This is a genomic window from Paenibacillus sp. 3LSP (genome assembly GCF_032465655.1).
Taxonomy (GTDB): domain Bacteria; phylum Bacillota; class Bacilli; order Paenibacillales; family Paenibacillaceae; genus Fontibacillus; species Fontibacillus barengoltzii.
In genome coordinates this window covers 68,357-90,126 of the sequence record NZ_JAWDJI010000048.1, presented here as the reverse complement: position 1 = coordinate 90,126, position 21,770 = coordinate 68,357, and the positions used below count along the sequence as shown (strand labels likewise).

Annotated in this window: 14 protein-coding genes; 11 read left to right on the top strand and 3 right to left on the bottom strand. The window is 51.6% G+C overall.

Annotated elements, in window-relative coordinates; all coding sequences use genetic code 11:
- A partial coding sequence (locus tag RW092_RS03060) for an Ig-like domain-containing protein (RefSeq protein WP_316009483.1) occupies window positions 1–882 on the bottom strand: 882 nt, incomplete at its 3' end.
- 162 nt (window positions 883–1,044) lie between these two features.
- Between RW092_RS03060 and RW092_RS03055 the strand changes: the two genes are divergently transcribed.
- Entirely contained in the window at window positions 1,045–1,533 is a 489-nt protein-coding gene (locus RW092_RS03055; RefSeq protein ID WP_316009482.1) for a DinB family protein, read from the top strand.
- A gap of 22 nt (window positions 1,534–1,555) precedes the next feature.
- Here RW092_RS03055 and RW092_RS03050 read toward each other — a convergent pair whose 3' ends face one another.
- Window positions 1,556–2,017, bottom strand: coding sequence for an AraC family transcriptional regulator (locus RW092_RS03050; protein ID WP_016312578.1), 462 nt, complete (start codon window positions 2,015–2,017; stop codon window positions 1,556–1,558).
- 338 nt (window positions 2,018–2,355) lie between these two features.
- On the opposite strand from RW092_RS03050, the gene RW092_RS03045 reads away from it, so the two are divergent.
- The 8 genes from RW092_RS03045 (at window position 2,356) to RW092_RS03010 (ending at window position 17,823) form a co-directional block, all read left to right on the top strand.
- Window positions 2,356–3,960, top strand: a complete 1,605-nt coding sequence (locus RW092_RS03045) for an extracellular solute-binding protein (RefSeq protein ID WP_316009481.1) — start codon at window positions 2,356–2,358, stop codon at window positions 3,958–3,960.
- 11 nt (window positions 3,961–3,971) lie between these two features.
- Window positions 3,972–5,777: a cache domain-containing sensor histidine kinase gene (locus RW092_RS03040; protein WP_316009486.1), complete on the top strand. Its 1,806-nt coding sequence runs from the start codon at window positions 3,972–3,974 to the stop codon at window positions 5,775–5,777.
- Window positions 5,722–7,317, top strand: coding sequence for a response regulator (locus RW092_RS03035; RefSeq protein ID WP_316009480.1), 1,596 nt, complete (start codon window positions 5,722–5,724; stop codon window positions 7,315–7,317). Before RW092_RS03040 ends, RW092_RS03035 begins: the two co-directional genes overlap by 56 nt.
- A 971-nt stretch (window positions 7,318–8,288) precedes the next feature.
- Window positions 8,289–9,218, top strand: coding sequence for a DUF2268 domain-containing putative Zn-dependent protease (locus RW092_RS03030; protein WP_316009479.1), 930 nt, complete (start codon window positions 8,289–8,291; stop codon window positions 9,216–9,218).
- 285 nt (window positions 9,219–9,503) lie between these two features.
- On the top strand, window positions 9,504–10,481 hold the full coding sequence (locus RW092_RS03025) for an ABC transporter permease (RefSeq protein ID WP_009222870.1): 978 nt from the start codon (window positions 9,504–9,506) through the stop codon (window positions 10,479–10,481).
- Window positions 10,482–10,499: 18 nt separating this feature from the next.
- Complete coding sequence (locus RW092_RS03020; RefSeq protein WP_009222871.1) at window positions 10,500–11,414, top strand: carbohydrate ABC transporter permease; 915 nt, start codon at window positions 10,500–10,502, stop codon at window positions 11,412–11,414.
- A 106-nt stretch (window positions 11,415–11,520) separates the two neighbouring features.
- Entirely contained in the window at window positions 11,521–13,062 is a 1,542-nt protein-coding gene (locus RW092_RS03015) for an extracellular solute-binding protein (RefSeq protein ID WP_016312572.1), read from the top strand.
- A gap of 30 nt (window positions 13,063–13,092) precedes the next feature.
- Window positions 13,093–17,823, top strand: a complete 4,731-nt coding sequence (locus RW092_RS03010; protein ID WP_316009478.1) for an S-layer homology domain-containing protein — start codon at window positions 13,093–13,095, stop codon at window positions 17,821–17,823.
- A 71-nt stretch (window positions 17,824–17,894) separates the two neighbouring features.
- Here RW092_RS03010 and RW092_RS03005 read toward each other — a convergent pair whose 3' ends face one another.
- Window positions 17,895–19,472 (bottom strand): FAD-dependent oxidoreductase, encoded by a 1,578-nt coding sequence (locus RW092_RS03005; protein WP_316009477.1) that lies wholly within the window; start codon window positions 19,470–19,472, stop codon window positions 17,895–17,897.
- Window positions 19,473–19,705: 233 nt separating this feature from the next.
- On the opposite strand from RW092_RS03005, the gene RW092_RS03000 reads away from it, so the two are divergent.
- Window positions 19,706–20,767 carry a Gfo/Idh/MocA family protein gene (locus tag RW092_RS03000; protein WP_316009476.1) on the top strand — a complete coding sequence of 354 codons (1,062 nt, stop codon included), beginning with the start codon at window positions 19,706–19,708 and terminating at the stop codon, window positions 20,765–20,767.
- Complete coding sequence (locus tag RW092_RS02995; RefSeq protein ID WP_316009475.1) at window positions 20,764–21,606, top strand: Gfo/Idh/MocA family oxidoreductase; 843 nt, start codon at window positions 20,764–20,766, stop codon at window positions 21,604–21,606. Before RW092_RS03000 ends, RW092_RS02995 begins: the two co-directional genes overlap by 4 nt.
- Window positions 21,607–21,770: the final 164 nt, after the last annotated feature.

Sequence of the window (21,770 nt, the reverse complement as noted above, 5' to 3'; positions counted from 1 at the left end):
AGCCCCGCCGTAAGGGAACACGCCGATATAGAAGGTTGTGATTGGGTCCGAATCAAACGTTGTCGTGTCGTCGGCTAAGGCTTTGAGTGCGGATCGCGAGCCGGGGTTCAGAAAGAGGTTGTAGGCGGCTTTTTCCCAGATCCACATCGCGCGGTCTTGTCTTTCCAACGTGATTGGCTCGTGGGTTCCTTTGCCTGTTGAGGCATAGACGGTCATACTCCGACCGATATTGCCATATTCGTCAATAGCTCGGGCTTCCAGACTGGAGGTTTTGTCACCGAGCCCTTTTATTTTCCAAGTATACTTATAGACATTCCCAGTCTTTTTCGCGGTTTTCCAGGGCCCGCTATTAATCCTTACTTCAACGGATCGGATGCGATTTCTGGAATTGACGCTGACATGAATCGAAGTGGAGTTTCCTTTCACCTTCGCCCCGTCAACCGGGTTCGTGATCGTAACGTTAGGTTTGGCAATCTGGGGATTATCGACATGGACCTTAATCGGCTGACTGGATACCCCGTATCGGGTCGTGCTTTGGGTCCCTCTGGCCAGCAACGTAATCTCCCCATCATATCGGCTGGTATCGAGTTCAGCATACCATACGCCCGAGGTTTCTCCTTGTTCGCTGTCGATTCGAGTTGGCAATTGATCTGTGCCATTGACGATCAGGACGATGTTGTACGCCTCCGTGTACTGCCCTGATACCGTGATCGTTCCTACTTCCACTTCATCTCCATGGGTAGGGGTGTCAATTGTTACGAGGGAAGCAGCTGAGACCGTTGGTAGGGAGCCAAGCGGATAAAGCGGAAGTAGAGAAGCGATGCAAAGAACGGCGAACAGCTTAAACAACCGACTTTTTTGCTGTGCAAGTGTTGGAAACATCGTTAACCCCTCACTTCCTGTTACAAATTTGTGAATCTTTACTACTAATGTAAGCACTTTCATATTAAATGATCACTTCCTTTAATCGACCGTAAAAAGAAAACTTGTCCCATCCGTTTAAACGAGGCCGTGTTCTAGCAGTACATGTGATCTAGTTTTTATATGAACAATAGAAAATATTGGCAGGTTCGCAAGGATTGGTTCGAGTGGTGTGGGGCGTTGAGTGAGAAAGAATTGATGGCCAAACGCACTGGAGGTCTTGGGTGCATTATTTCTACGCTGTATCATTTTGTAGCTGTTGAGTATAGCTGGATCTGCGGTGGTATCCAGGAGAAAGCCGTACATATCCCTTCGTTTGAAGAGGTCTCCAGTTTACGCCAGGTGCGTGCTTTCTCTGATCGCTGTCATGCTGAGGTTTCCCCATTTGCATATGAATGGAACGAGCAGCTGGAAGACCGCGTGATGATCGACATCACGGATGATGGGGAACGAGAGGCCCATACATACGGCGAAGTCATGCGGCATGTGATCGCCCATGAGATTCACCCTATCGGTCAATTATCCGTCTGGGCACGGGAAGTGGGAAAGAAGCCGATCACAGCCAATCTCATTGGCAGGGGATTATTTCCTCAACCCGACCAACATTCATGATCGGGTTGAGTTTGGATCTACCTTAATTCAAACTTGTAATCGGCACGCAAATTTCACAAAACTCCTTCAGCAGCATTTCCCCAGTGTATCTCTCCAAAATCGGCCGATCGTCGATTTGATAGCCCTTGGCTTGAAGCGTGGGCATCAGTTCGGCCCATGCTTGCTGCATGGCCTGAGCCGTGTGCTTAATCGTACACACCAAGTAGTCTCCTCCGGAAATCTCGCCGATGTGGACAGTATCATCATCTAGGGTTTCATCCTGCGAAATGACAAGACAAGCATCATAACGGCAGTTCTGCGGTGGCGTGGTCTCCGGGTTATCCCAAGGGATACCAAGCAGGATGGCAGAATGATTGAGCAAGTTCCTCTCCGCACCCCAACGTTTCATTCTCTCCATCGCTTGAATGTTACCGGGACCATACGGACCCACCTGACGTACATAAGCGAAGCGATACCGGGGTAGCTTTTCGACTTTGAATTCCAAGGTATTTCCCTCCTTAAAAATTTAGGAATTATCACTTCCTCCTGAATCTAACATGAACTAAAATGATTTACCTCCAAAAATTTTAATTTTCAACTTTCGACAATTTCTCCGCATCCCGGTGTGTATAATTTCGTTAAGAGAGAAAACAAGCCCAGGGATTACAGAACAGGGAGGACACCTATGAATCCAATGATATTTCAAGATACCGTCCGCTCTAAACAGGAAATCCATGTGCTATGCGGAGCAGGAAATTCAGCAATCGTTGCAGGACAGCTATAAGAACCGGTTGTATTGATCAAGTCAGCGTTCACGAACCAGATGAAGGGAGTGGTAGTGACATGTCGATGAATCAGGCCAATACACGCTGTAAACGGGAACCGAAAACAACAAGATTACGAATCCGTCCCTTCCATTGGGCCGCTTGCTTGCTTCCTTTAATCCTCATGCTGTCCATCAGTGTCACGGGATGCAGCTTCAATCCTTCCAAAAGTCCCTCCCCGTCTGGCGATGGGCGGGTTCGTCCTGAAATTCAAATCGTCATTTCCAACCTCGGTATGACCTTCCCCGAAGGCATGGACGAGAACGATAACCGCTATTTGAGCTATATCGAAGAGCAAACCGGCTTGGACATCCAGGTCAATACGCCCCCCACCGAAGTCTATAATGAGAAATTGGATGTCATCATGTCCTCGGGGAATCTCCCCGACATGCTGCATGCTTATGAACCCGTATGGTTCGACAATTATGTCAAGCAAGGAGCGCTCCTTCCGTTGGACGATCTGATCGATCAGTACGGCCCCCACCTGAAAGCAAAAATCCCCCCTGAAGTATGGGACCGTGTGAAATATGGCGGCAAAATTTATGCCGTTCCCAGTTTAAACGAAGTGACGGGCATCGAGTTGATGTATGCGCGAAAAGATTGGTTGGACCGGCTGGGCCTGGATCCGCCGGAAACGCTTGATGAGTATTACGAGGTCATTCGTGCCTTTGCCCAAGACGACCCGGATGGCAACGGCCTGCAGGACACCGTAGGCTTGACGTTCACGGCCAACCTTGGACGGTCCTCGCCGTTTTTTGGCGCCTTCGGAACGCAGCTGGATACCTGGTTTGAGCGGGACGGGAAATTGGTGTATGGCAATATCCTGCCGGAAACAAAGGAAGCGCTGGGCTTCCTGGCCCGATTGTATCAGGAAGGATTACTGGAACGGGAGTTTCCGTTAAACCTTCAGACGAACTTGTCTGAGAAGATCGAGTACGGAAAAGTGGGGCTTTTCTCCGCAACCTGGTACGATACGCGCGGCCCGATAGCGGCCAATATGAAGCAAGACCCGAACGCTCGATGGATTCCCCTGGAATATCCGACAGGACCAAAGGGGGACAAAGGGGTATATGGGATCGATGTTATTCGCGGATACAACGTAATCCCAGCTAGTTCCACGCATGCGGCTGAGGTTATTCAACTGCTGGACTTTATCGCCAGCGATTATAAAACGCTAAAGCTTGGCTTTGAGAATGAAATTTGGCGCCAGGACGGAGATCGGATCGTTACAGACTTCGCACTGCATGACGAGAGTCTGTACCGGGGGATCTATCAATCCTTGGTGGACGTTCCTGATGAGACGTTGTTTAAGCTGCGGCTGGATTCTCTGGGGGATTTCAACTTGTACAACAATATCCAGACCATTCACCGCAATATTATGCCAAATGCATTTTACGGAATACCGACCCCTGCCATGGGAAAATACAACGAAATTCTGGATCGCTTAGAGGACGTTTTTGTCAAAATTATTATGGGTATCGAGCCGCTGGATGCGTTCGACCGGTATGTTGAGCAGTGGAAGGCGGCAGGAGGAAGTGAAATTACGCAAGAAGTGAATCGTTGGTACGAGAGCGAGAGCAGAAGAATGGGCCATTCTCTGGGCTTGGAAGGGGGAGAACGGTGATTCGATGGATCATGAACCGGTTTTCACACCATATTCAATTCAGGCTGACCGGATATTTTATCCTCATTTTGCTCCCGCTGGTCTTGATCAGTTTGTTTGCGGTGGAGCGATCACGGGATATTCTCTACAACCAGGCGGTACAGCGGACCGAAACGGCTCTTTCCTCGGCGATGAATCATTTTGATCTGGTGTTTCAGAACGTCGAGGAGATTTCAACGCTGATCGCCGGCGATCCTGCGATGAATGCGTTGTTGAACGAAAGCGGCAGCGACTTCTCGCCGCAATCCATCTTGGCGTTCTCTTCGATTTTGGAGCAGTTGTCGAATTCGGTCTCGGTGAACCGGTATATCTCCCAAATTTCCGTCTACCATCCCGCCTCGGGCATGCTGATCTCCACCCATTACGGCGGCAAGCAACTGGCAGGAGACGCGCAAAAAGAGTGGTTTGTGGAAACCGCCCGCCGTAATGGAACAGGGATTTCTTATGTTAAGGCTGATTATGCTGTGACGGATGAAGTGACCTTTGGGCAATTAACGAACTCCGACAGCATTTCGCTGCTGCGGGCGATGGATTTGTATAACAGCAATCGGCAAGCCAATTTACTGGTCGTCTCGTTCAGCAAGAATAAATTACTTAATATCATTAAAACGCTGCTGCCTTCCGAGAACAGCCGAATCGTCCTGTCAAATGAAAAGGGGGAAGTACTGCTGGAGGCGGGCAAGCCTTCGGCCTTGCATCTGCCGGATCAGGATATGACCGTTACGATCGATTCTTCCTATTCACCTTGGCAATTGACGCTGGTCCAGCCCAAAAGCGAGCTGTACCGGGAGACGGATCAACTGCGACTGTTTACTTTTTCAATTATTGGGTTGAGTTTAATTTTGGCTCTTATCGTATCTTGGGTGGTTTACAGCGGAATTGCCTCCCCGGTATTGAAATTGGCTAAGGGGATGAGGCGCTTGAGTAACGGTGAGCTTAACGCACATGTCAGCACAAATCGGAAGGATGAATTTGGGTTTCTCATTCAATCCTTCAATCGCATGGCGCTGGTGCAGAAGCATTTGATCGAGGACCATTATGAGCAGCAACTGCGACTGAAGACAACCGAACTTCGGTTTCTGCAATCGCAAATCAACCCGCATTTTTTATATAACACGCTCGATTCGATTTACTGGATGGCGAAGAATTACGATGCAGAGGAAATCAGCGAAATGGTGATGAATCTCTCCAGCTTTTTCCGATTGAGCCTGAACAAAGGTCGGCAGGAGTTTACGGTCGAAGAGAGTATCGCTCATTTGAATTACTATCTGCGGATTCAGCAGCTTCGTTTTATGGACAATTTCCAAGTGGAATATCGGATCTCGGAGCAAAGCAAGCGGATTCCGTTGCTCAAGTTGCTGCTGCAGCCGATCGTGGAAAATGCCATCATCCATGGCATGGAGGGAAAAGAAGCGGACGGTTATTTGGTCATCTCCAGTTGGGTGGAGCAGGAGCATACACTCCACATCCGCGTGGAGGATAATGGGCCGGGGATTGAGGAAGAGCGGCTTCGTTACATTCAACAGGAGCTTGACCGGATGGATCTCCGCAAGATTGTGGCCTATTCGCAGGATGAGGAGCAGGTGAAGGATCTCTTTGGCCTGCGGAATGTGCTGAGCCGGATGAAGCTGTATTATGGACCGGAGGCACGGCTTATCGTACAAAGCGCTCCGGGGGAAGGAACGACCGTGACGTTATCGATTCCATTAAAGGAGGATCAGGATGAATCTGATGATCGTGGAGGACGAGCCCCGGCTGCGGCAAGCGCTAGCCTATAACATCATGTGGGAGTCGCACGGCATCGACATGATTGGTACTGCAGCAAACGGTCTGGACGCTCTCAGACTTATGGAACGCAAGAAGCCGGATCTTATGCTGATCGATGTGCAAATGCCGGGCATGGACGGATTGGAGCTATTGCGGGAGCTTAAAGGGCGGGGCTTGCTTAACCGGTTGATGAAAATCATTATTTTAAGCGGACACGACAACTTTGAATTTGCCCAGATTGCGCTTAAGCATGGGGTTTCGCGATATTTACTGAAGCCGGCGGGCGAGCCGGAGATCTTGGAAGCGGTCTTGGATGCCCGGCGCCAGCTGCAGCAGGATCTTGAGGAATGGCGACGGCAGACTGCTTTAGAGAAGCAGTGGTTGTCCAACCTGCCGCATTTGCAAAACCTGTTCTTCCTTCAGTGGGCGGCCGGCAAGATGGGACGGGAGGAAATTCTGGCGAAAAGCCATGAACTACACATTTCGTTTCACCGGGAGGATCGGATCGCGGTTGCGGCGGTGGAACTGGACCCTATCCCGGAGGTGGGGGAAACGACGGAGATGCAGAAGTTTACGCTCCAGCTACTCGCCAAAGAGCTGTTAACTCCACCCAATTGGTGGATTGCCGCCAACTCGGACATGAATCTGATGATGGTTTATGTGATTGGCCAGGAGGATGATGCGAGCGAGGCGTTGCTGCGGATGAATGCGGACTTGTCCCAGTTGCTCTCCCGAACCAAAGAAGTGCTGCAGCGGACCGCCAGTGCTGGACTTTGTGCGGCGGTGGGTCCGTTGGAGCAATTGTCTGACTTGTACCGACAGGCTTGCCACGTGCTCCAGGAGCGAGTCGTGTACGGACATGACTTAGTCATTCCGTACCGAGAAACTGACGGGGAGATCGTGCGGCCTTTTGCCATCGAACCGCATCTGGAGAAGGAACTCGAGATCGGGATGGAGACCGCAGATGAGACCAAGGCAATGGCGGCTTTACAGGGGATATGGGATACGTTGGTTTCGAGAATGGAATCCTCGGACGATTTTCATGAAGCGGTGCTTTTTGTGCTTGGCTTGTTTGCTCGGATAATTCAAAAGCGGGGCTGGACGACCAAGCAGGTGCTTGGCGACGAAGCGAAGTATATCCAGAACGTGAGTCTGCTGAGCACTCAAACGCAAACCTGGACGCTGCTAACGAGAATCGTGCAACGTATCGTTGCCTATGTGAAGGAGCAGCGGAAAGCAAGCAGCCACCAGGTGGTGAAGGAGGTCCTTCGTCTGGTGAACGAGGAAATGGATCAGGAACTGACACTGCATATGGTGGCAGATCGCATGTACATCAACTCCTCTTACCTCAGCCGATTGTTCAAGCAGGAGATGGGCGTGGCCTTTTCGGATTACGTCCTCGAACGCAAGATGGAGCGAGCCAAAGCGTTGCTGCAGGAAGGGCACAAGGTCTATGATGCCGCGCGTTCGGTCGGTTACCGGGATGTCAGCTACTTCACCAAGGTGTTCCGCAAGTACTGGGGAGTGAATCCCGGGGAGTGTAAGGGGTAGTTAAGGTATAGGCAGTGGTGCAGGTATAAATGTAGGTATAGGTATAGGTATAGGTATAGGTATAGGTTTGGTTTAGGTCCAGGCTCAGCTTCGGTTTGGCCCGACTCAACTAGTGCTGCCGGAGATGACACAGATCGAGCCTACCGTGGCAGCTGCAAGTCTGCCTGGGCAGCCGCAGCTTCAGCTCTAACGCTTGTGAGCAACGCTATTTAGGGATTTATGGCGTCGTATGAATTCTAACGCTGATAAGGAAGCTTATTTCCCAATTCCCGGCGGGAAATGGGCCGATTTTCCGTAAATAAGCTCTCTGGTAAGCGTTAGAATCGAAATTCCCCCGATTTTCGCGAAATAAGCGCCGTGGCAAGCGTTAGAGAGAAATGTGCACGGAGAAAGACCTGCCTAGCAGTTGAATGTGTCGCATCTGGGGCAGAAAAGAGGACGGAGCGAGTATACTGAACAGAGGGATGCTTCGGATCTACGGCCGGAAATTAGTACAGATCGAGCCTACCGTTGCAGCTGCAAGTCTGGCCTGCACCCGCAGTTTCTCTAACGCTTGTGAGCAACGCTAATTGGGGAATTCCGGCGTGGTTTGCAATCTAACGCTGATCAGGAAGCTTATTTCTCGGTTTTGTGCGTGAAATGGGCCGATTTTCCGTAAATAAGCTCTCTGGTAAGCGTTAGAATCGAAATTCCCCCGATTTTCGCGAAATAAGCGCCGTGGTAAGCGTTAGCGAGTGATGAGTACGGAGCACGGGGCGAACTTACCTGGCGGTGCTGTGGCAAGCGTTAGCGAAATCACAATCAGCACGCATGGGGGTATGCCAACACGCCGGAACCAAACATTTGACAGAATCACCTGACACAAACCCCCAACATAAGCCCCTGATAGAACGGCGGAAAACCAGCCTTGACTCTAACGTAACGTCATAGCTCATAATTCTCCCTAAGTAAATGAACTAGGAGTGAGAATGATGAACATTACAACGCTGCGTTCCGATCATATTTATCGCAAAGTCGCTCAAGCTGCGCCTGAGGACAAGCTTGAATTGTTCCGCAACGAAATGATGGGTCCCTTTATGGGACAATGGAAAATACAGCAGATTCCATTTCGAGCGCAAGAGCCGAATGGTTTTGATGTGGTGACGTTTAACAGTATGATGCATCGATCCCCCGATGAGATTACCCCGGAGATTTCTTCGGAGATCGAGTGGATCTCGTCGGATTCCTTTTGGTGCGAATGTGAGGAGGCCATCAGAGAAAGCTTATGTCTTTTTGTGGAGCATGGAATTCGCCTCCCTGTATCCGACTACATCTTCACGATCCAGTTAGGAAAACCGGAAAATCGTTCCCTCGTCATCAACGAAGGATACAGCGGATTTGGAGGCATTCCCGGTTATATCTGGGGGACGCTTCTGCCCAATGCGTACACGGTCCCTCGGATGAAGGTGGCGCTGACGCATGAAAGCAACCATAACGTAAGATATCAATTTATTCGTTGGAATCCCAATGTTAATTTAGGCGAGCTTATTGTAAGCGAGGGATTAGCTGAGAGTTTTGCGACGTATCGATTTGGAGAAGAATGGTTGGGACCTTGGGTAGCCAAAACAGAAGCCGAAACCCTAAATCAACGCATCAAGCCGGTACTTAGAGAACGGCTGCAGGTTACCGGATTCGATCAAATTACGCCGTATCTATATGGAGATGAAATCGCTAAGGTGCAAAATTATCAACCTGCCAATATGCCGTACTGCGCTGGTTACGCTTGCGGATATCATTTAATCCAGTATTACTTAAAACAAACAGGCAAAACGATCTTCGAGGCAACGATCACGCCTGCGGATCACATACTGGAGGAAGTCAAAGGTTTTTGGGACGAAGAAACCATAATTAACGGTTCATGATATCGTTCAAACTATTTTGCCCAATATGGTCATGTAGATTTCGCCAATTTTCTATACGAAGCCATTGTGCACAACCTAGGTCAAGCCGTGAAATAACCATAGCAACACCCATCATTGAAGCCGCAAGGCTTCTTTTTTTGTGCCCGTCAAAACCGAGAAGCCATCATTTTACCACAAATAGTAATTGGTCTCTCCTACTCAGCCAGGCGGTCCGATTTTACAATATGTTCACAAGATGGTCACAGATGAACGAGGGGACAATGAAGTGCGAAAGGGGGCAAGCGGATGCAATTAAAGACCAGAACCGTGGCAGAATCAGCTCAATCCCAAAAAACACCTCAAGTGAAACGAAGCTATTGGAGGCGGCTGGGACTCGACATCCGGAAGGAATGGGATCTCTATCTCATGCTCGTGCCGGGCATTTTATTCATCTTGCTGTTCAAGTATACACCGATGTACGGAATTACGATTGCCTTCAAGGATTTTAATATTTTCACCGGATTTGCGGACAGCCCTTGGGTGGGGTGGAAGCATTTCGAGCGGCTGTTTACGTCGCCGGACTTTGCCCAAGTGTTTAGAAATACGGTCATCATCAGTTTTCTGAAGATCGTTATTTTGTTTCCGTTACCGATCGTGGTTGCGCTGATGCTCAATGAGATGCGGAATATGATCTTCAAACGGACGGTGCAAACCGTGATCTATCTGCCTCATTTCCTGTCTTGGGTTATCGTTGGCGGATTGTTTATGGATTTACTATCAACAAACGGCGGGATCGTTAACAAAGCGCTCACCGCGATGGGGATGGAGCCGATCGCGTTCTTTCTGGACAACAGCGTGTTTCGCAGCGTCCTGATCACTTCGGCGGGCTGGAAGGAAACCGGCTGGAGTACGATCGTCTACCTGGCGGCGTTCACCACCATCGATCCCATGCTCTATGAAGCGGCAAGGATGGATGGAGCCGGGAGATGGAAGCAGCTGTGGCATATTACTTTGCCGGGGATCGCGCCGGTCATCATCCTGATGTTTATCCTGCGGCTCGGCAGCGTGCTGGAAGCCGGAACGGAACAGATCTTGGTGATGTACAATCCCGTCGTCTATCAGGTGTCAGACGTCATCGGCACGTATGTGTACCGCCGCGGGTTGGGCAGCCAGGATTACAGCTTTTCCACAGCGGTGGGACTGTTTGAGGCCGTAATCTCCTTCACCTTGGTCATTGCAGGGAACGCAGCCAGCCGCAAATATTTACAGCGCGGGATTTGGTAGGAAAGGGGGAGCTCATACATGGATCATAAACAAGCCTTGGAAGGATTGCAGCCGCGCGGAGTGATCAAAACCTCGTTTTCCGAAAAATGCTTTACCGTTTTCAATTACGTCTTCTTTATTCTGCTAGGGCTGACAACATTGCTTCCGTTCGTCAATTTGCTTGCCAAGTCCTTGAGCAGCGAAAGCGCCGTAATCTCAGGAAGGGTGGGGTTGCTTCCGGTAGGACTGCAATTTGAGACATATCACTATGTGCTTCAAGACTCCATGTTCCTCAATTCGCTGAAGGTATCCATCGCCCTGACGGTGATCGGAACGGCATGCAGTTTGTTTCTGACGACGCTCACGGCTTATCCCTTGTCTAAAGTACGGCTGCGCGGACGAAAAGGGATCTTGTTGATTTTCGTTTTTACCATGTTGTTCAGCGGCGGGTTAATTCCCACCTATCTGCTGATGCAGAACCTGAACCTGGTCAACTCCTTCCCGGTCTTGTTCCTCCCGGCGATGGTAAACGTCTACAACATGCTGATCATAAAAAACTACTTTGAAGGCCTCCCGGAAGAACTGGAGGAATCGGCCAAACTGGACGGGGCGGGGAATATCCGAATCCTCATGTCGGTCATGCTCCCCTTGTCGCTGCCGGTGCTGGCGACGATTGGTTTGTTTTTTGCCGTAGCGTTCTGGAACGACTATTTCACGGCCATGATATACATCAGTGATCCGGCTATTAAGCCGATGCAGCTGTATTTGAAGGAGCTGCTCGTTTCCTCCAGCGGGGATTTCCTGAAGGATAACATCGATGCAGCGATTAACACCACCCCGCAGTCGATTCAAGCTTCCTCCATCTTGCTGGCGACCATTCCGATTCTGCTCGTATATCCTTTCTTGCAAAAATACTTCGTAAAAGGCGTGCTGGTGGGTTCAGTGAAAGGTTGAAGCAACATGGCTCGATTAAGGCTAACACCTGAAGGGAGGTGATGAGCTCCGCTGCAGTAGAACCCCAGTAGAAACCCAAAAACAACCGATTTGAAGGAGGGTATATATGAATTTAAAGATGAAAAAAACGTCAGCGGTACTTACCGCCATCCTTGGCTTTGCCCTAGTGCTGTCCGGCTGCGGCGGCGGAGGAGGCGGAACGTCAGAGCCTGCTGCGACTGAACCATCGGGAGGAAACACCAACACATCAACAACAGAAGGCAGTAACAGCGGGGGAAGCACGGACAAACCAGATTTGCGGATGATCATGCAATACGGGCTGTTTGATCCGAAGACCGAATACGTCGCAAAATACATCGAAGAACGCACCGGGTTTCATGTGGAATATGAATTGCTGCCGGCGGAGAACGCTGATGAGAAGCTGAACTTGATGGTATCCAGCAAAGAAAATTACGACATCGCCAAGCTGAATGCCGCCCAATTCTACAATCTGGCTTCGGCGGGGGCACTCGAACCGATGGATGAACTGCTGGAGGCCCATGGCAACTATATTAAGCAGTCGATCAAGCCGGAGTCCTTCGCCAGTGCTACGATCGACGGCAAGATCTACGGGATTCCCGAAACGGGAGCGGGTGTGAGCATCGGTGAAGAGCTGGTCGTTCGCCAGGATTGGCTGGATGAGCTGGGCTTGTCCATCCCAACGAACCGCGATGAACTCTATACGGTACTTAAGACGATCAAGGAGAAGAAAAATGTCATCCCGCTGACGCTGAGCAAGGACTCCATCTACGGCGACATTGCATCTACCTTTGGCGTGCTTACCGATTGGAAGGAAGTCGACGGCAAGCTGGTTCACCGGGCGGAGCAGCCGGAGATGAAAGAATACATTACCTTCATGAACAAGCTGTATAAAGAAGGATTACTAGACACCGAAACGCCGCTCAATACCGCTCAAGAATCGATTGAGAAGTTTTCTGGCGGCAAAGCAGCGATGTATAAGCTGGCCTGGTGGAATGCGGGATCTGCAATCGCGGCGCTGCAGAAGAACTTCCCTGAGGCCAAGACGTCGATTATTCCTTATCTGAAAGGACCAGACGGAAAAGCCGTCGTTGGCGCAAAAGCAAATGTGACCTGGTACATCGGCATTTTGAAATCCTCCAAAAATAAAGAAGCGGCCATGGAATTCCTGAATGCGAAGCTGGAGCCGGAGACATTCAAAGGCATCGCGCTGGGTCAAGAAGGGGTTCACTATGAAGTGAAGGACGACAAATATTATCCAATTCTCCCGATCTTTAATGAACAGTTAAACAATGCGAGCAACTTCCTGACTGGCGTGGACGAAGAGAAATATCCGATTTATTGGCAAGCCCGCGTGCGGAAGGATCCGGTGCTTCAGGCGCATTTTGAAGCGTTCCAGAAAAATGCAGAAGGTCTGGTTGTCGTTGATCCGATGTCTACGGCGCCGCCCATTGAAGCTGTGTCCAAAAATCTGCTGAAGCTGACAACGATGCTGGATGACAATGTGCTGCAGTTTATTTCCGGGGCAAAGCCGATTGAGCAATACGATCAATTCTTGGCGCAATGGAGAGCGGAAGGCGGAGCCGACATGGTGGCTGCGGCGAACGAATGGTTCCAGTCTACGAAATAAGCCATCCTCAGATCAAAAGGAGGCATCTGGATGAAACGTATGTTGCAGAGGCGAATGGCCGAAGTGATTTGTCTCACCATACTGGCGGCGTTGTTTTGGCCGGGGATGCCCATCGCCTCCTCGGCCGCAGATCCGGAGAAACTTCCGAAGGCGGAAGAGACTTCAAGCGAACCGGTTCAGTTTGTGAAAGACGAAGGGAGCATTGCGCTTGAATTCACGGACGTTAACGCTGCGGCTGGCTCATTCGAGGGAAAGGCGGATTATCTTGCCTTGTTCACCAGCGGGGCGACCGTAACCGATGCCACATATGGGCCTGTGACGGAGGTGTGGATTGCGGAAGGGCAAGCGGCGCTCACCGTTGATGCCGAAGGGGTCGTACAGGAAGTGGTTGGTCCCGTGGACGATCCTCCCACAACCTGGGATGCGGAGCGCATGCTCCCGATTCCAGAAGGAGGATACCTTGTGTTGGCGGGAGGGCAGAGCGCTTGGGACGAGTCGGCATATCGACCGGCGCTCTTTCAGGAGTATCACCTCGGGGATCAGGTGAAGCTGATGCGTGCGGGGGTGGAAGTGACAGCGGCAGATTTTATACCGGTAACGCCTGATCCGGACCCGGAGCCTGCTCCAGAGCCTCCCCCAGCCGCCGATCCAGAGCCAGAACCTGATCCTGATCCCGATCCGGAGCCTGCGCTTCCCGAGCTCATGCTGTTAACGGAAGACCAGACGATCGTGGACATTCCTGTCATCGAAGTTGCCGGGTTTGTGGCGAATTATGATGAGCAGCTGGAGCTTGGCGTTACGGTAAATGGGGACCAGGTCGAGTTATCAGCGGATGGGGTTTTTCGTGAAAATGTGTATTTAAGTGCGGGAGCGAACGCAGTAACGGTCATCTTACTTCAGGCCGGGGAGGAATTGGAAAGGGAGATATTGACGATTATGTATGAGCCGTCGGAGAATCAGGACTATATCGAAGTTGAAGCCGCACCCAAAGATATCTCCATCGACATTGATGGACCGCGGATCAAGATCGATTACGTGGATAAAGACGTGACTGGCGTGCCCAATACCGTTGCGTTGTTTACGAGGGATTATGGCGAATCAATCGAAATTCCACAGTACAACGTTGCCGTGCAGGTTGATGCCAACAACCAGGTCTTGCAGGTGATCAACCCTTCAATTAATGGCCAACCTCCCGTATGGACCGGGCCCACTCTCCTTGAAATTCCGGAGGAAGGTTATGTGCTGATGGCGCAGGACGACAGTTATGCTGGCAATTACATCAAGCGTTTCCTCGCAGAAAATTTCAAAGCGGGAGACATCATCAAGCTTCGCAAGAATGGAGAAGTCGTATCCGTCCGGGATCTGATGAGCGGGAATGGTCCGATCGCCCGACTTAAGGTCGATAATCAGCGGATGTACACGGTAACGGCCAACCACACGATCCTGTCGGGGATGATCGAGAATATCGACGATCCGGCGTCCATCCAACTGCTGGTGAGTGGAGCCTCCGTTCCTTTTGAGGCGGATGGATCCTTTAGCTATTCTTACCCTTTAACGAAAGGCACCAACTATATCGAAATGAGGGTATTAAAAAACGAGATCGAGCAGGACCGTCGGGATCTGGCGGTGTTTGCCCGGGATCATCTTGCCTCGGACAAAGAAGTCATTTTATGGGTCGATCAGGCCTCCAACGCGAAAAAGTTTCAAACCAGCGAGCAGGTGCGCGCTTTTCTTCAAAAGGCCAAGGATAGCGGAGTCACCTCCATCGCCTTGGATGTGAAGGGCGTAGAAGGCTATGTCTCGTACAAGAAAAATGACTTGACCGGAAGGCCCTACGTCAGCGAACTTCAAGCTCCCGGAAGAGCAGGAGCCAATCCGGACTTGGATCTGCTGCAGGAATTCATCGATCATGGCCATGATTTAGGGTTGGAAATCCATGCGGTGGTTAACGTATTTGCCGAAGGGTCTATCGCCTATAACGAGTACGCCGTGCTGAATGATCACCTGGACTGGGAAGAGCGCGTGCACTACGCGGAAAACAACGGTGAAATCAAACGGCTGCGGGAAAGCGCGAAGCAGGGCTTGGTCGCCTTCGTCAATCCGGCAAACGATGAGGTGCGCGAGTTCGAGCTGAAGACGTTTGAAGAGATTCTCAAAAATTATGACGTGGATGGCGTCGTACATGACCGTGGACGCTACGACAATGAAGGTGCAGATTTCAGCGAGGAAACGCGGGTCAAGTTTGAGCAGTTCTTGCTCCAGCGCGGCAAGCAGCTGAACGACTGGCCCAATGACATTTTTTATTATGAAAATAACGTCAGAGTGGATGGCCCGCTCATCCAAGATTGGTGGGAGTTCCGGTCAGGTGTGATCCAGAGCTTTTTTGGCGAAGTGAAGTCGCTGGTGGATTCCTACGAGGCTGGGTCGGGAAGAACGATCAAAGTGTCTTCTTACGTCGGTTCCTGGTATGAGACGTATTATCTCAACGGGGTGAACTGGGCGAGCAAAAATTTCCGCATCCATCCTTCCCTGGGCTTGCCGGTGGAGTCGATTTATACACCGGAGTATTACGATACCGGGTATATCGAACATCTGGATTTTCTGATGATTGGCGCTTATCAGACGACCAGTCAGGAGATTCAAAAGTACATTACGCTAGGGAACATTGTGACGAATGGCGAGATTCCGCTGTATGCGGGGATTGCCCTCAACAATGTTCAGCTTCCAGCGGTACAGCGGGAGGTGTTCCAGGCGGGATTGAGAACGACCAATGGACTCATGCTGTTCGACGCTTCCCAAATTAACTGGGCGATCGCCAAGGCCTCGCTGGAGGACCGCGAATGGGTGAAGGATTACCAGCTGGGCATGAGCTTGCCTGACAGTCCGGATACGTTCCTGGAAGGCCATTATTACAACGTGAACCGGGTGGAGGGCAACATTAATGTACTGACGGACGCGTTTGGAACAACGACGGGAACAAATCATTTTGGCGTTGAGGTGGTTGTAGATGACACGGGCGCCGTCACCCGCGTAGCCAACCGCAATCAGGCGATCAACTGGAGCTGGGGAGCACCGGAGGAGAACAACAGCGTCATTCCGCCAGGCGGCTTCGTTATCTCAACCATTGATCCGTCGGGAGTTCGAATCAATCGACAGCTTGTGGCCAACGCTTATGAGGTGGGGGATCAGGTTCGTTCCGCAGTATTAAGCGGCTTGATGGACGATGAGTTGCGCGAGACAAGGAACAGCCATTATTCGCTGGAAGGGACGGTTGAAGTGCTTGGTCCGGGGACGCCCTCCGTGAAAGTAAACGGGGAGTCCGCGTCCGTTTCCTCGACCGGAGTGTTTACGGCAAACGTTCCGTTATCGACAGGTATCAATTTTGTCCAAGTCGATGTCTATGTGGATGATCTCAAAACGAACAGCCAGACCGTGCAAATCATTCGCACATCTACCGGGGATAGCGGCTCAAATCCTGAGCAGCCGGGATCGTCGGGCGGCAGCAGCGGGACGACGCCAACCCCGCCGATGAAGCCGGAGCGGCTGAACGTGGTGAAGTCTACGGCGGAGAATGGCCAGCAACTCGTTGACGCGAAAGCCGATTTGTCGAGGATGCTGGAGGAGATTAAGAGCCTTCATGCGAAACCAGCCCAATCGCAGCAGCTGCAATACCGCTTCACGGATACCGCCGACGTCCTCACCTTGCACTTGCCAACCGAGGGATTGGAGGCTGCGGTGAAGGAGTTGCCTAATGGCGTTATCTGGCTGGAGTCACCATTAGGCAAGTTAGAGCTGCCGGTTCAGGCTTTAGGTGAAGCTCTGCAACAGCGGGGGTCTGCAGACAGCTTGCAGATTCGCCTTGGAATCCCTGCCGAAGCGCAGGAGGAAGAGCTGCACCGCTTGTTGCCGGATCAGGCTGAACCGTTTGGTTCGTTATTGGAGGTGTCCTTCTTCTGGGAGCAGAGCGACACCTTAACTACACTGTCAGTCTTTAAGGGAGCCGAAGTTAAGTTTACGACTGTACCGCTGGCAGGGGCCGTTTCTGCCGATACGGTCACCGTTCTGCTTCTGCAGCCTTCTGCGGGCAACTATACGTTTGTGCCTGCGCTGATCAGGGAGGAAGGCGGGAAGGCCCAGATCACATTCCGATTGAAGGCCAGCGGCATTTACGCGGCGGTGGTACACCGGAAGACCTTCACGGATCTGAACGGACACTGGGCGGCTAATGAGGTTACGATGTTGGCCTCCAAAACGATCATTCAAGGCACCTCGGATAAGGAGTTCAGCCCCAATGCACCCGTTACGAGAGCAGAGTTTACGGCCATGCTCGTCGGTGCTCTCGGTTTGACTGGACCGCAGGCGAATCCGAACAGATCCTTCACCGATGTGAACTCGGGTGCGTGGTATGCGAGTGCGGTTGCTACGGCGGTGGAGAACGGACTAATTGAAGGCTTTGCCGACGGGGAGTTCCGTCCGAATGAGCAAATTACACGTCAACAGATGAGTGTGCTGCTGGTTCGTGGGTTGAAGCTAGCAGGAGCCGAGACTCCTGCTGGAAATCCGAGCGCCATACTGGCTGGATTTGAGGATCGCAGCCAAATTGGGGCTTGGGCTGAAGAAGCGGCAGCGATCGCCGTAGAATCCGGCTTAATGAAAGGGCGCGGGAATGGCAGCTTTGCTCCTGAAGCCTCGTCTACCCGTGCGGAAGCAGCAACGGTGCTTGCTCGAATGTTGCGGATGGCGGGACTGATCAATTCATAATGAAAATGAAAAAATGCCAGTCTGCGGAAGGCTTCATCCGCAGGCTGGCATTCTTTTTTTCTAGAAAAATATTAGACAGGGCGCAGCTTGGGCCACTGCAATTCAACCCCTTGGCTAAGAAGGCGCTGTTGAAAGTCGGATAAGGTTTCATCATGATTGCGTACGTCTGTTGGGAAGAGGTTGCGGTCCAAGCAGAAGCTGGCGCACATTCCCGCGGCTTCGCCGATGTTCCATTCCACGGGATGGAGCCGGTAACAGCCGTTGGTGATATGGGTAACCCCGATATTTTTGCCGGCGGCCAGTACGTTTTTGACCCGTTTCGGGATTAAGCTGCCCAGCGGAATTTGAAAGGGCAAGGAAGAGATATCAATGTACGGTCGGTTGCCTGTGCTCGGATGCAGATCGATGCGGTAACATCCGATTCCTACGGAATCCGGGAACTGCTCGGCTGCACCATCTGGTCGGGATGCCGTGGCGACATGCTGCTCCAGCACCGTAAACTCCGCTTGAATTCGTCTCGACTCTCGGATATAGGGGGCCATCGCCAGCCCGTCTTCCGTTCCAACCACGTCGCGGCGCAGGCGCAATCTGGGGTAACCTTGACCGCCATCCGGCCGAGGCGCTTCGGTCTGCAGCCAATACAACAGCGACAGGCTGAGCTGTTTAGCCTGATGGAGATGACGCGCGGCTTCTTCCTCCGGTACGTCGATAATGGAGCCAAGCCAATAATCGTTCTGCGGCCAGTTGATCAGGGAGATCGGACGGAAGCCGAAGCTGCTGTCGAAATGGGACGGCTCCAGGATTTGCCGGTATTGAAACAGCGGGAACTTGCCACCGTAACCCGGAAATATCTCATACTCCACCGGCTCGTTCGTAGCTGGCCTCACGCCGGTTAAGCTCAATAGCCGATTCGGCCAGAAGTCGGCTTGATATTGTCTCCAGAACTCGTACATCTCAGGCTTGTCGATGAGATGTTCTTCCCCGTCGGCATAATCTACGGCAAAGCAAAACGTAAAGCTTTGGATGTCCTGCGGCAACGGATCTCCATCGACTGCATGAGGCTCGCCGGTCTGTGCTTTCGATTCGGCCCCGGTAACATACTCAATTCCCGCGAGTGGAAGCAGATCCCCGAGCTCAGTGGCATCGATAAAAAACGGCGCCTCAAGCACCAGTTCATCCCCGGTGTCGAGATGACGTACCGTCACACTTCGGACGGCATCTCCTTCAGTTTCGGCTTGCTGGAGGCGATAACGGTGAAGAATCGTCAGCCTTCCGCTGTGCAGGTAAGGGGCCAGCATCTGCTCAAGCACAGCCAGGCCAACGCGGGGATCATGACTAATCCGGCTGACGATGCCGCCGCCGGGATTGAGTTCGGGTAGGTTACGCGCTGCCGGTGTTAACGGATAATGATTTCGATAGTACTGGCGTATGCCATTGCGGAATCTTCGGTAAGTTCTTGTACAGCCAAAATGCTCAATCCAGGGGTGCTCATCCGGCGGAACGGCCTGACTGGTCAGTTGCCCGCCAATCCAAAGCGTCTCCTCCGTCATGATGACGGTTTTACCTGAAGCTGCCGCGGCTAGAGCTGCGGCGGTTCCTCCGGTACCACCCCCAAGGATGACGATATCCGCCTTCATTTCGCGTTTCATCGCTTCCATTCTCCTTTTGCCCTGAGATTCATCGTTTGACGTCAGGTTGCCCATGATTGCATTCATTGTAGATGGTTAGGCCGGAGAAAGGTACGGGAAGCGGGTGACCTTTTATGGTAATTTGATGTGGTTTTGCCTTCTGACTTATTCCAAATTGCGACTGATCTGGTATGCTAGGAATCATCATAGACTTATCTTGATCCGACGATTTCTAGTTAGCAGGAGGGAAGCTGATGAACAAGATCACCATTGCCGTGATTGGCTGCGGCACGATTGCAAACCACGCCCACATCCCGTCTTACCTGAACCACAAGCATGTAGATATCAAGTATTTCTGCGACATCTTGAAGGAACGCGCCGAGGCGGCTGTCACCAAATACGAATGCGGACAGGCGATCACAGATTACCGGCAGATCGTTGAAGATCCGGAGGTGGATGCTGTATCCATCTGTACGCCTAATGCTTCGCACGCGACGATTGCCATTGATTGCCTTCGTGCGGGGAAGCATGTGCTTTGCGAGAAGCCGGCAGCCCGGACTTACGAAGAAGCCTTAGAAATGCAGAAGGTCCAGCATGAGACGGGCAAAGTGTTGAATATCGGGGTCGTGAATCGGTACAACGAAAGTGTCAATCGCATCAAAAACATGATCCAAAACGGCGAGCTTGGCGAGTTGTATCATGTGTACGCCAGCTTCCGCGCCCACCGATCGATTCCGGGTTTAGGCGGCGCTTTTACGACGAAAGCGATCGCCGGTGGCGGGGCGCTGATCGACTGGGGTGTTCATTTTATCGACATCGTCATGTACTGTGCGGGCGATCCGAAGCCTAGAACCGTTACCGGTCAAGCCTATTCCAAACTGGGGAAAGACATGGAGAACTATACGTATCTCAAAATGTGGGCAGGACCGCCGGATTATCACGGTACGTATGATGTCGATGACTTCGTAACCGCATTGATCCGTACCGAAGGCCCGACGATTTCCTTGAACGGAGCTTGGGCGCAGAACATCGGAGTTGAGGAGATGTTTATCGACTTCCTGGGCGACAAGGGCGGCATACGGTTGAACTACGGCGGGGATTTTACCTTCTATACAGCCAAAGACGGCGCTCTGATCGAAACAACGCCAAAGTTCACCTCCGGGAATATGTATCAGCAGGAAATCGATGGCTTCCTGGAGTGCATCCAAACGGGGGAGAAGCAGCCCTCCCATATTGACACCGTCATCCTGTCCTCTCGCATTATTCAGGCGATTTATGATTCGTCCGACAAAGGGGAGGAAATCGCGCTCTCATGAAAAAAATCGGGTTTATCGACCTGCATCTCGACCAGTTCCATGCCAACAAATATCCCGGGTGGATTGAGCAGGCTTCTGATGGTGCCATGAAGGTTACGTATGCTTATGGCAAAAAAGACAAGGAGAACGGACTTACGAACAAAGCATGGTGTCAAGCGCACGGTATCGAGTTGTTGCCGTCCATTCAAGACGTTGTGGAGCGGAGCGATACCTTGATCGTGTTATCGCCTGACAACCCGGAGTATCATGAGGAGTTGTCGCAGCTTCCACTCAAGTCGGGCAAGCCGACCTACATCGATAAGACGTTTGCTCCAGACCGGGAGACAGCGGTGCGCCTCTTCAACCTGGCCGCGCAGCACGGAACGCCGATGTATTCGACGTCGGCGCTCCGTTTTGCCAGCGAATATGCGGAGATTGACCCGGAAGGGATTCAAACGATTTGCAGTTGGGGGCCCGGCGCTTTCGATAACTATTCAATTCATCAAATCGAGCCGATCATCCGTCTGATGGGGCCCGCTCCCAAGCGCATCATGTTCACCGGGACGACGGATTCCCCTGCACTGCTCATCGACTTTGGGGAAGGGCGGCAAGCATCAATCCACCATCTGGGGGATAATTGCCCGTTTACCCTTGGCATCAAATACGGGAACGGAACCTTTAAGCAAGCCACGGCGGCCTCCAATTTCTTTGAGCCGTTTATCCGGAATCTGGTGACTTTCTTTGAAACCGGTCAGCCCGCAGTTGACCCGGCAGAAACTGTAGCCGTGATTACTATCATCGAGTACGGATTGAAGGCAGCTGAAACACCCGGGGTTTGGTTGGATTTGCCATCATCCTAATCATATTCAGCATAAGACAACCCACCTTCGCATGAAGGTGGGTTTTATAGTAATAGATTCAAAAGGCTAGTGGTCTGCCGGGATAAGAATGTATAATGATGGAAGCATTCATTTCCAACGATCTCACCCGGGAGGATCTATTATCGGAATCATAAATCAAGGCA

What these genes read in the sequence shown, in the direction of transcription:
- RW092_RS03055 (WP_316009482.1), top strand. Translation starts at nt 1,045, where the DNA reads ATGAACAATAGAAAATATTGGCAGGTTCGCAAGGATTGGTTCGAGTGG.
- RW092_RS03045 (WP_316009481.1), top strand. Translation starts at nt 2,356, where the DNA reads ATGTCGATGAATCAGGCCAATACACGCTGTAAACGGGAACCGAAAACA.
- RW092_RS03040 (WP_316009486.1), top strand. Translation starts at nt 3,972, where the DNA reads ATGAACCGGTTTTCACACCATATTCAATTCAGGCTGACCGGATATTTT.
- RW092_RS03035 (WP_316009480.1), top strand. Translation starts at nt 5,722, where the DNA reads ATGAATCTGATGATCGTGGAGGACGAGCCCCGGCTGCGGCAAGCGCTA.
- RW092_RS03030 (WP_316009479.1), top strand. Translation starts at nt 8,289, where the DNA reads ATGAACATTACAACGCTGCGTTCCGATCATATTTATCGCAAAGTCGCT.
- RW092_RS03025 (WP_009222870.1), top strand. Translation starts at nt 9,504, where the DNA reads ATGCAATTAAAGACCAGAACCGTGGCAGAATCAGCTCAATCCCAAAAA.
- RW092_RS03020 (WP_009222871.1), top strand. Translation starts at nt 10,500, where the DNA reads ATGGATCATAAACAAGCCTTGGAAGGATTGCAGCCGCGCGGAGTGATC.
- RW092_RS03015 (WP_016312572.1), top strand. Translation starts at nt 11,521, where the DNA reads ATGAATTTAAAGATGAAAAAAACGTCAGCGGTACTTACCGCCATCCTT.
- RW092_RS03010 (WP_316009478.1), top strand. Translation starts at nt 13,093, where the DNA reads ATGAAACGTATGTTGCAGAGGCGAATGGCCGAAGTGATTTGTCTCACC.
- RW092_RS03005 (WP_316009477.1), bottom strand. Translation starts at nt 19,472, where the DNA reads ATGAAACGCGAAATGAAGGCGGATATCGTCATCCTTGGGGGTGGTACC.
- RW092_RS03000 (WP_316009476.1), top strand. Translation starts at nt 19,706, where the DNA reads ATGAACAAGATCACCATTGCCGTGATTGGCTGCGGCACGATTGCAAAC.
- RW092_RS02995 (WP_316009475.1), top strand. Translation starts at nt 20,764, where the DNA reads ATGAAAAAAATCGGGTTTATCGACCTGCATCTCGACCAGTTCCATGCC.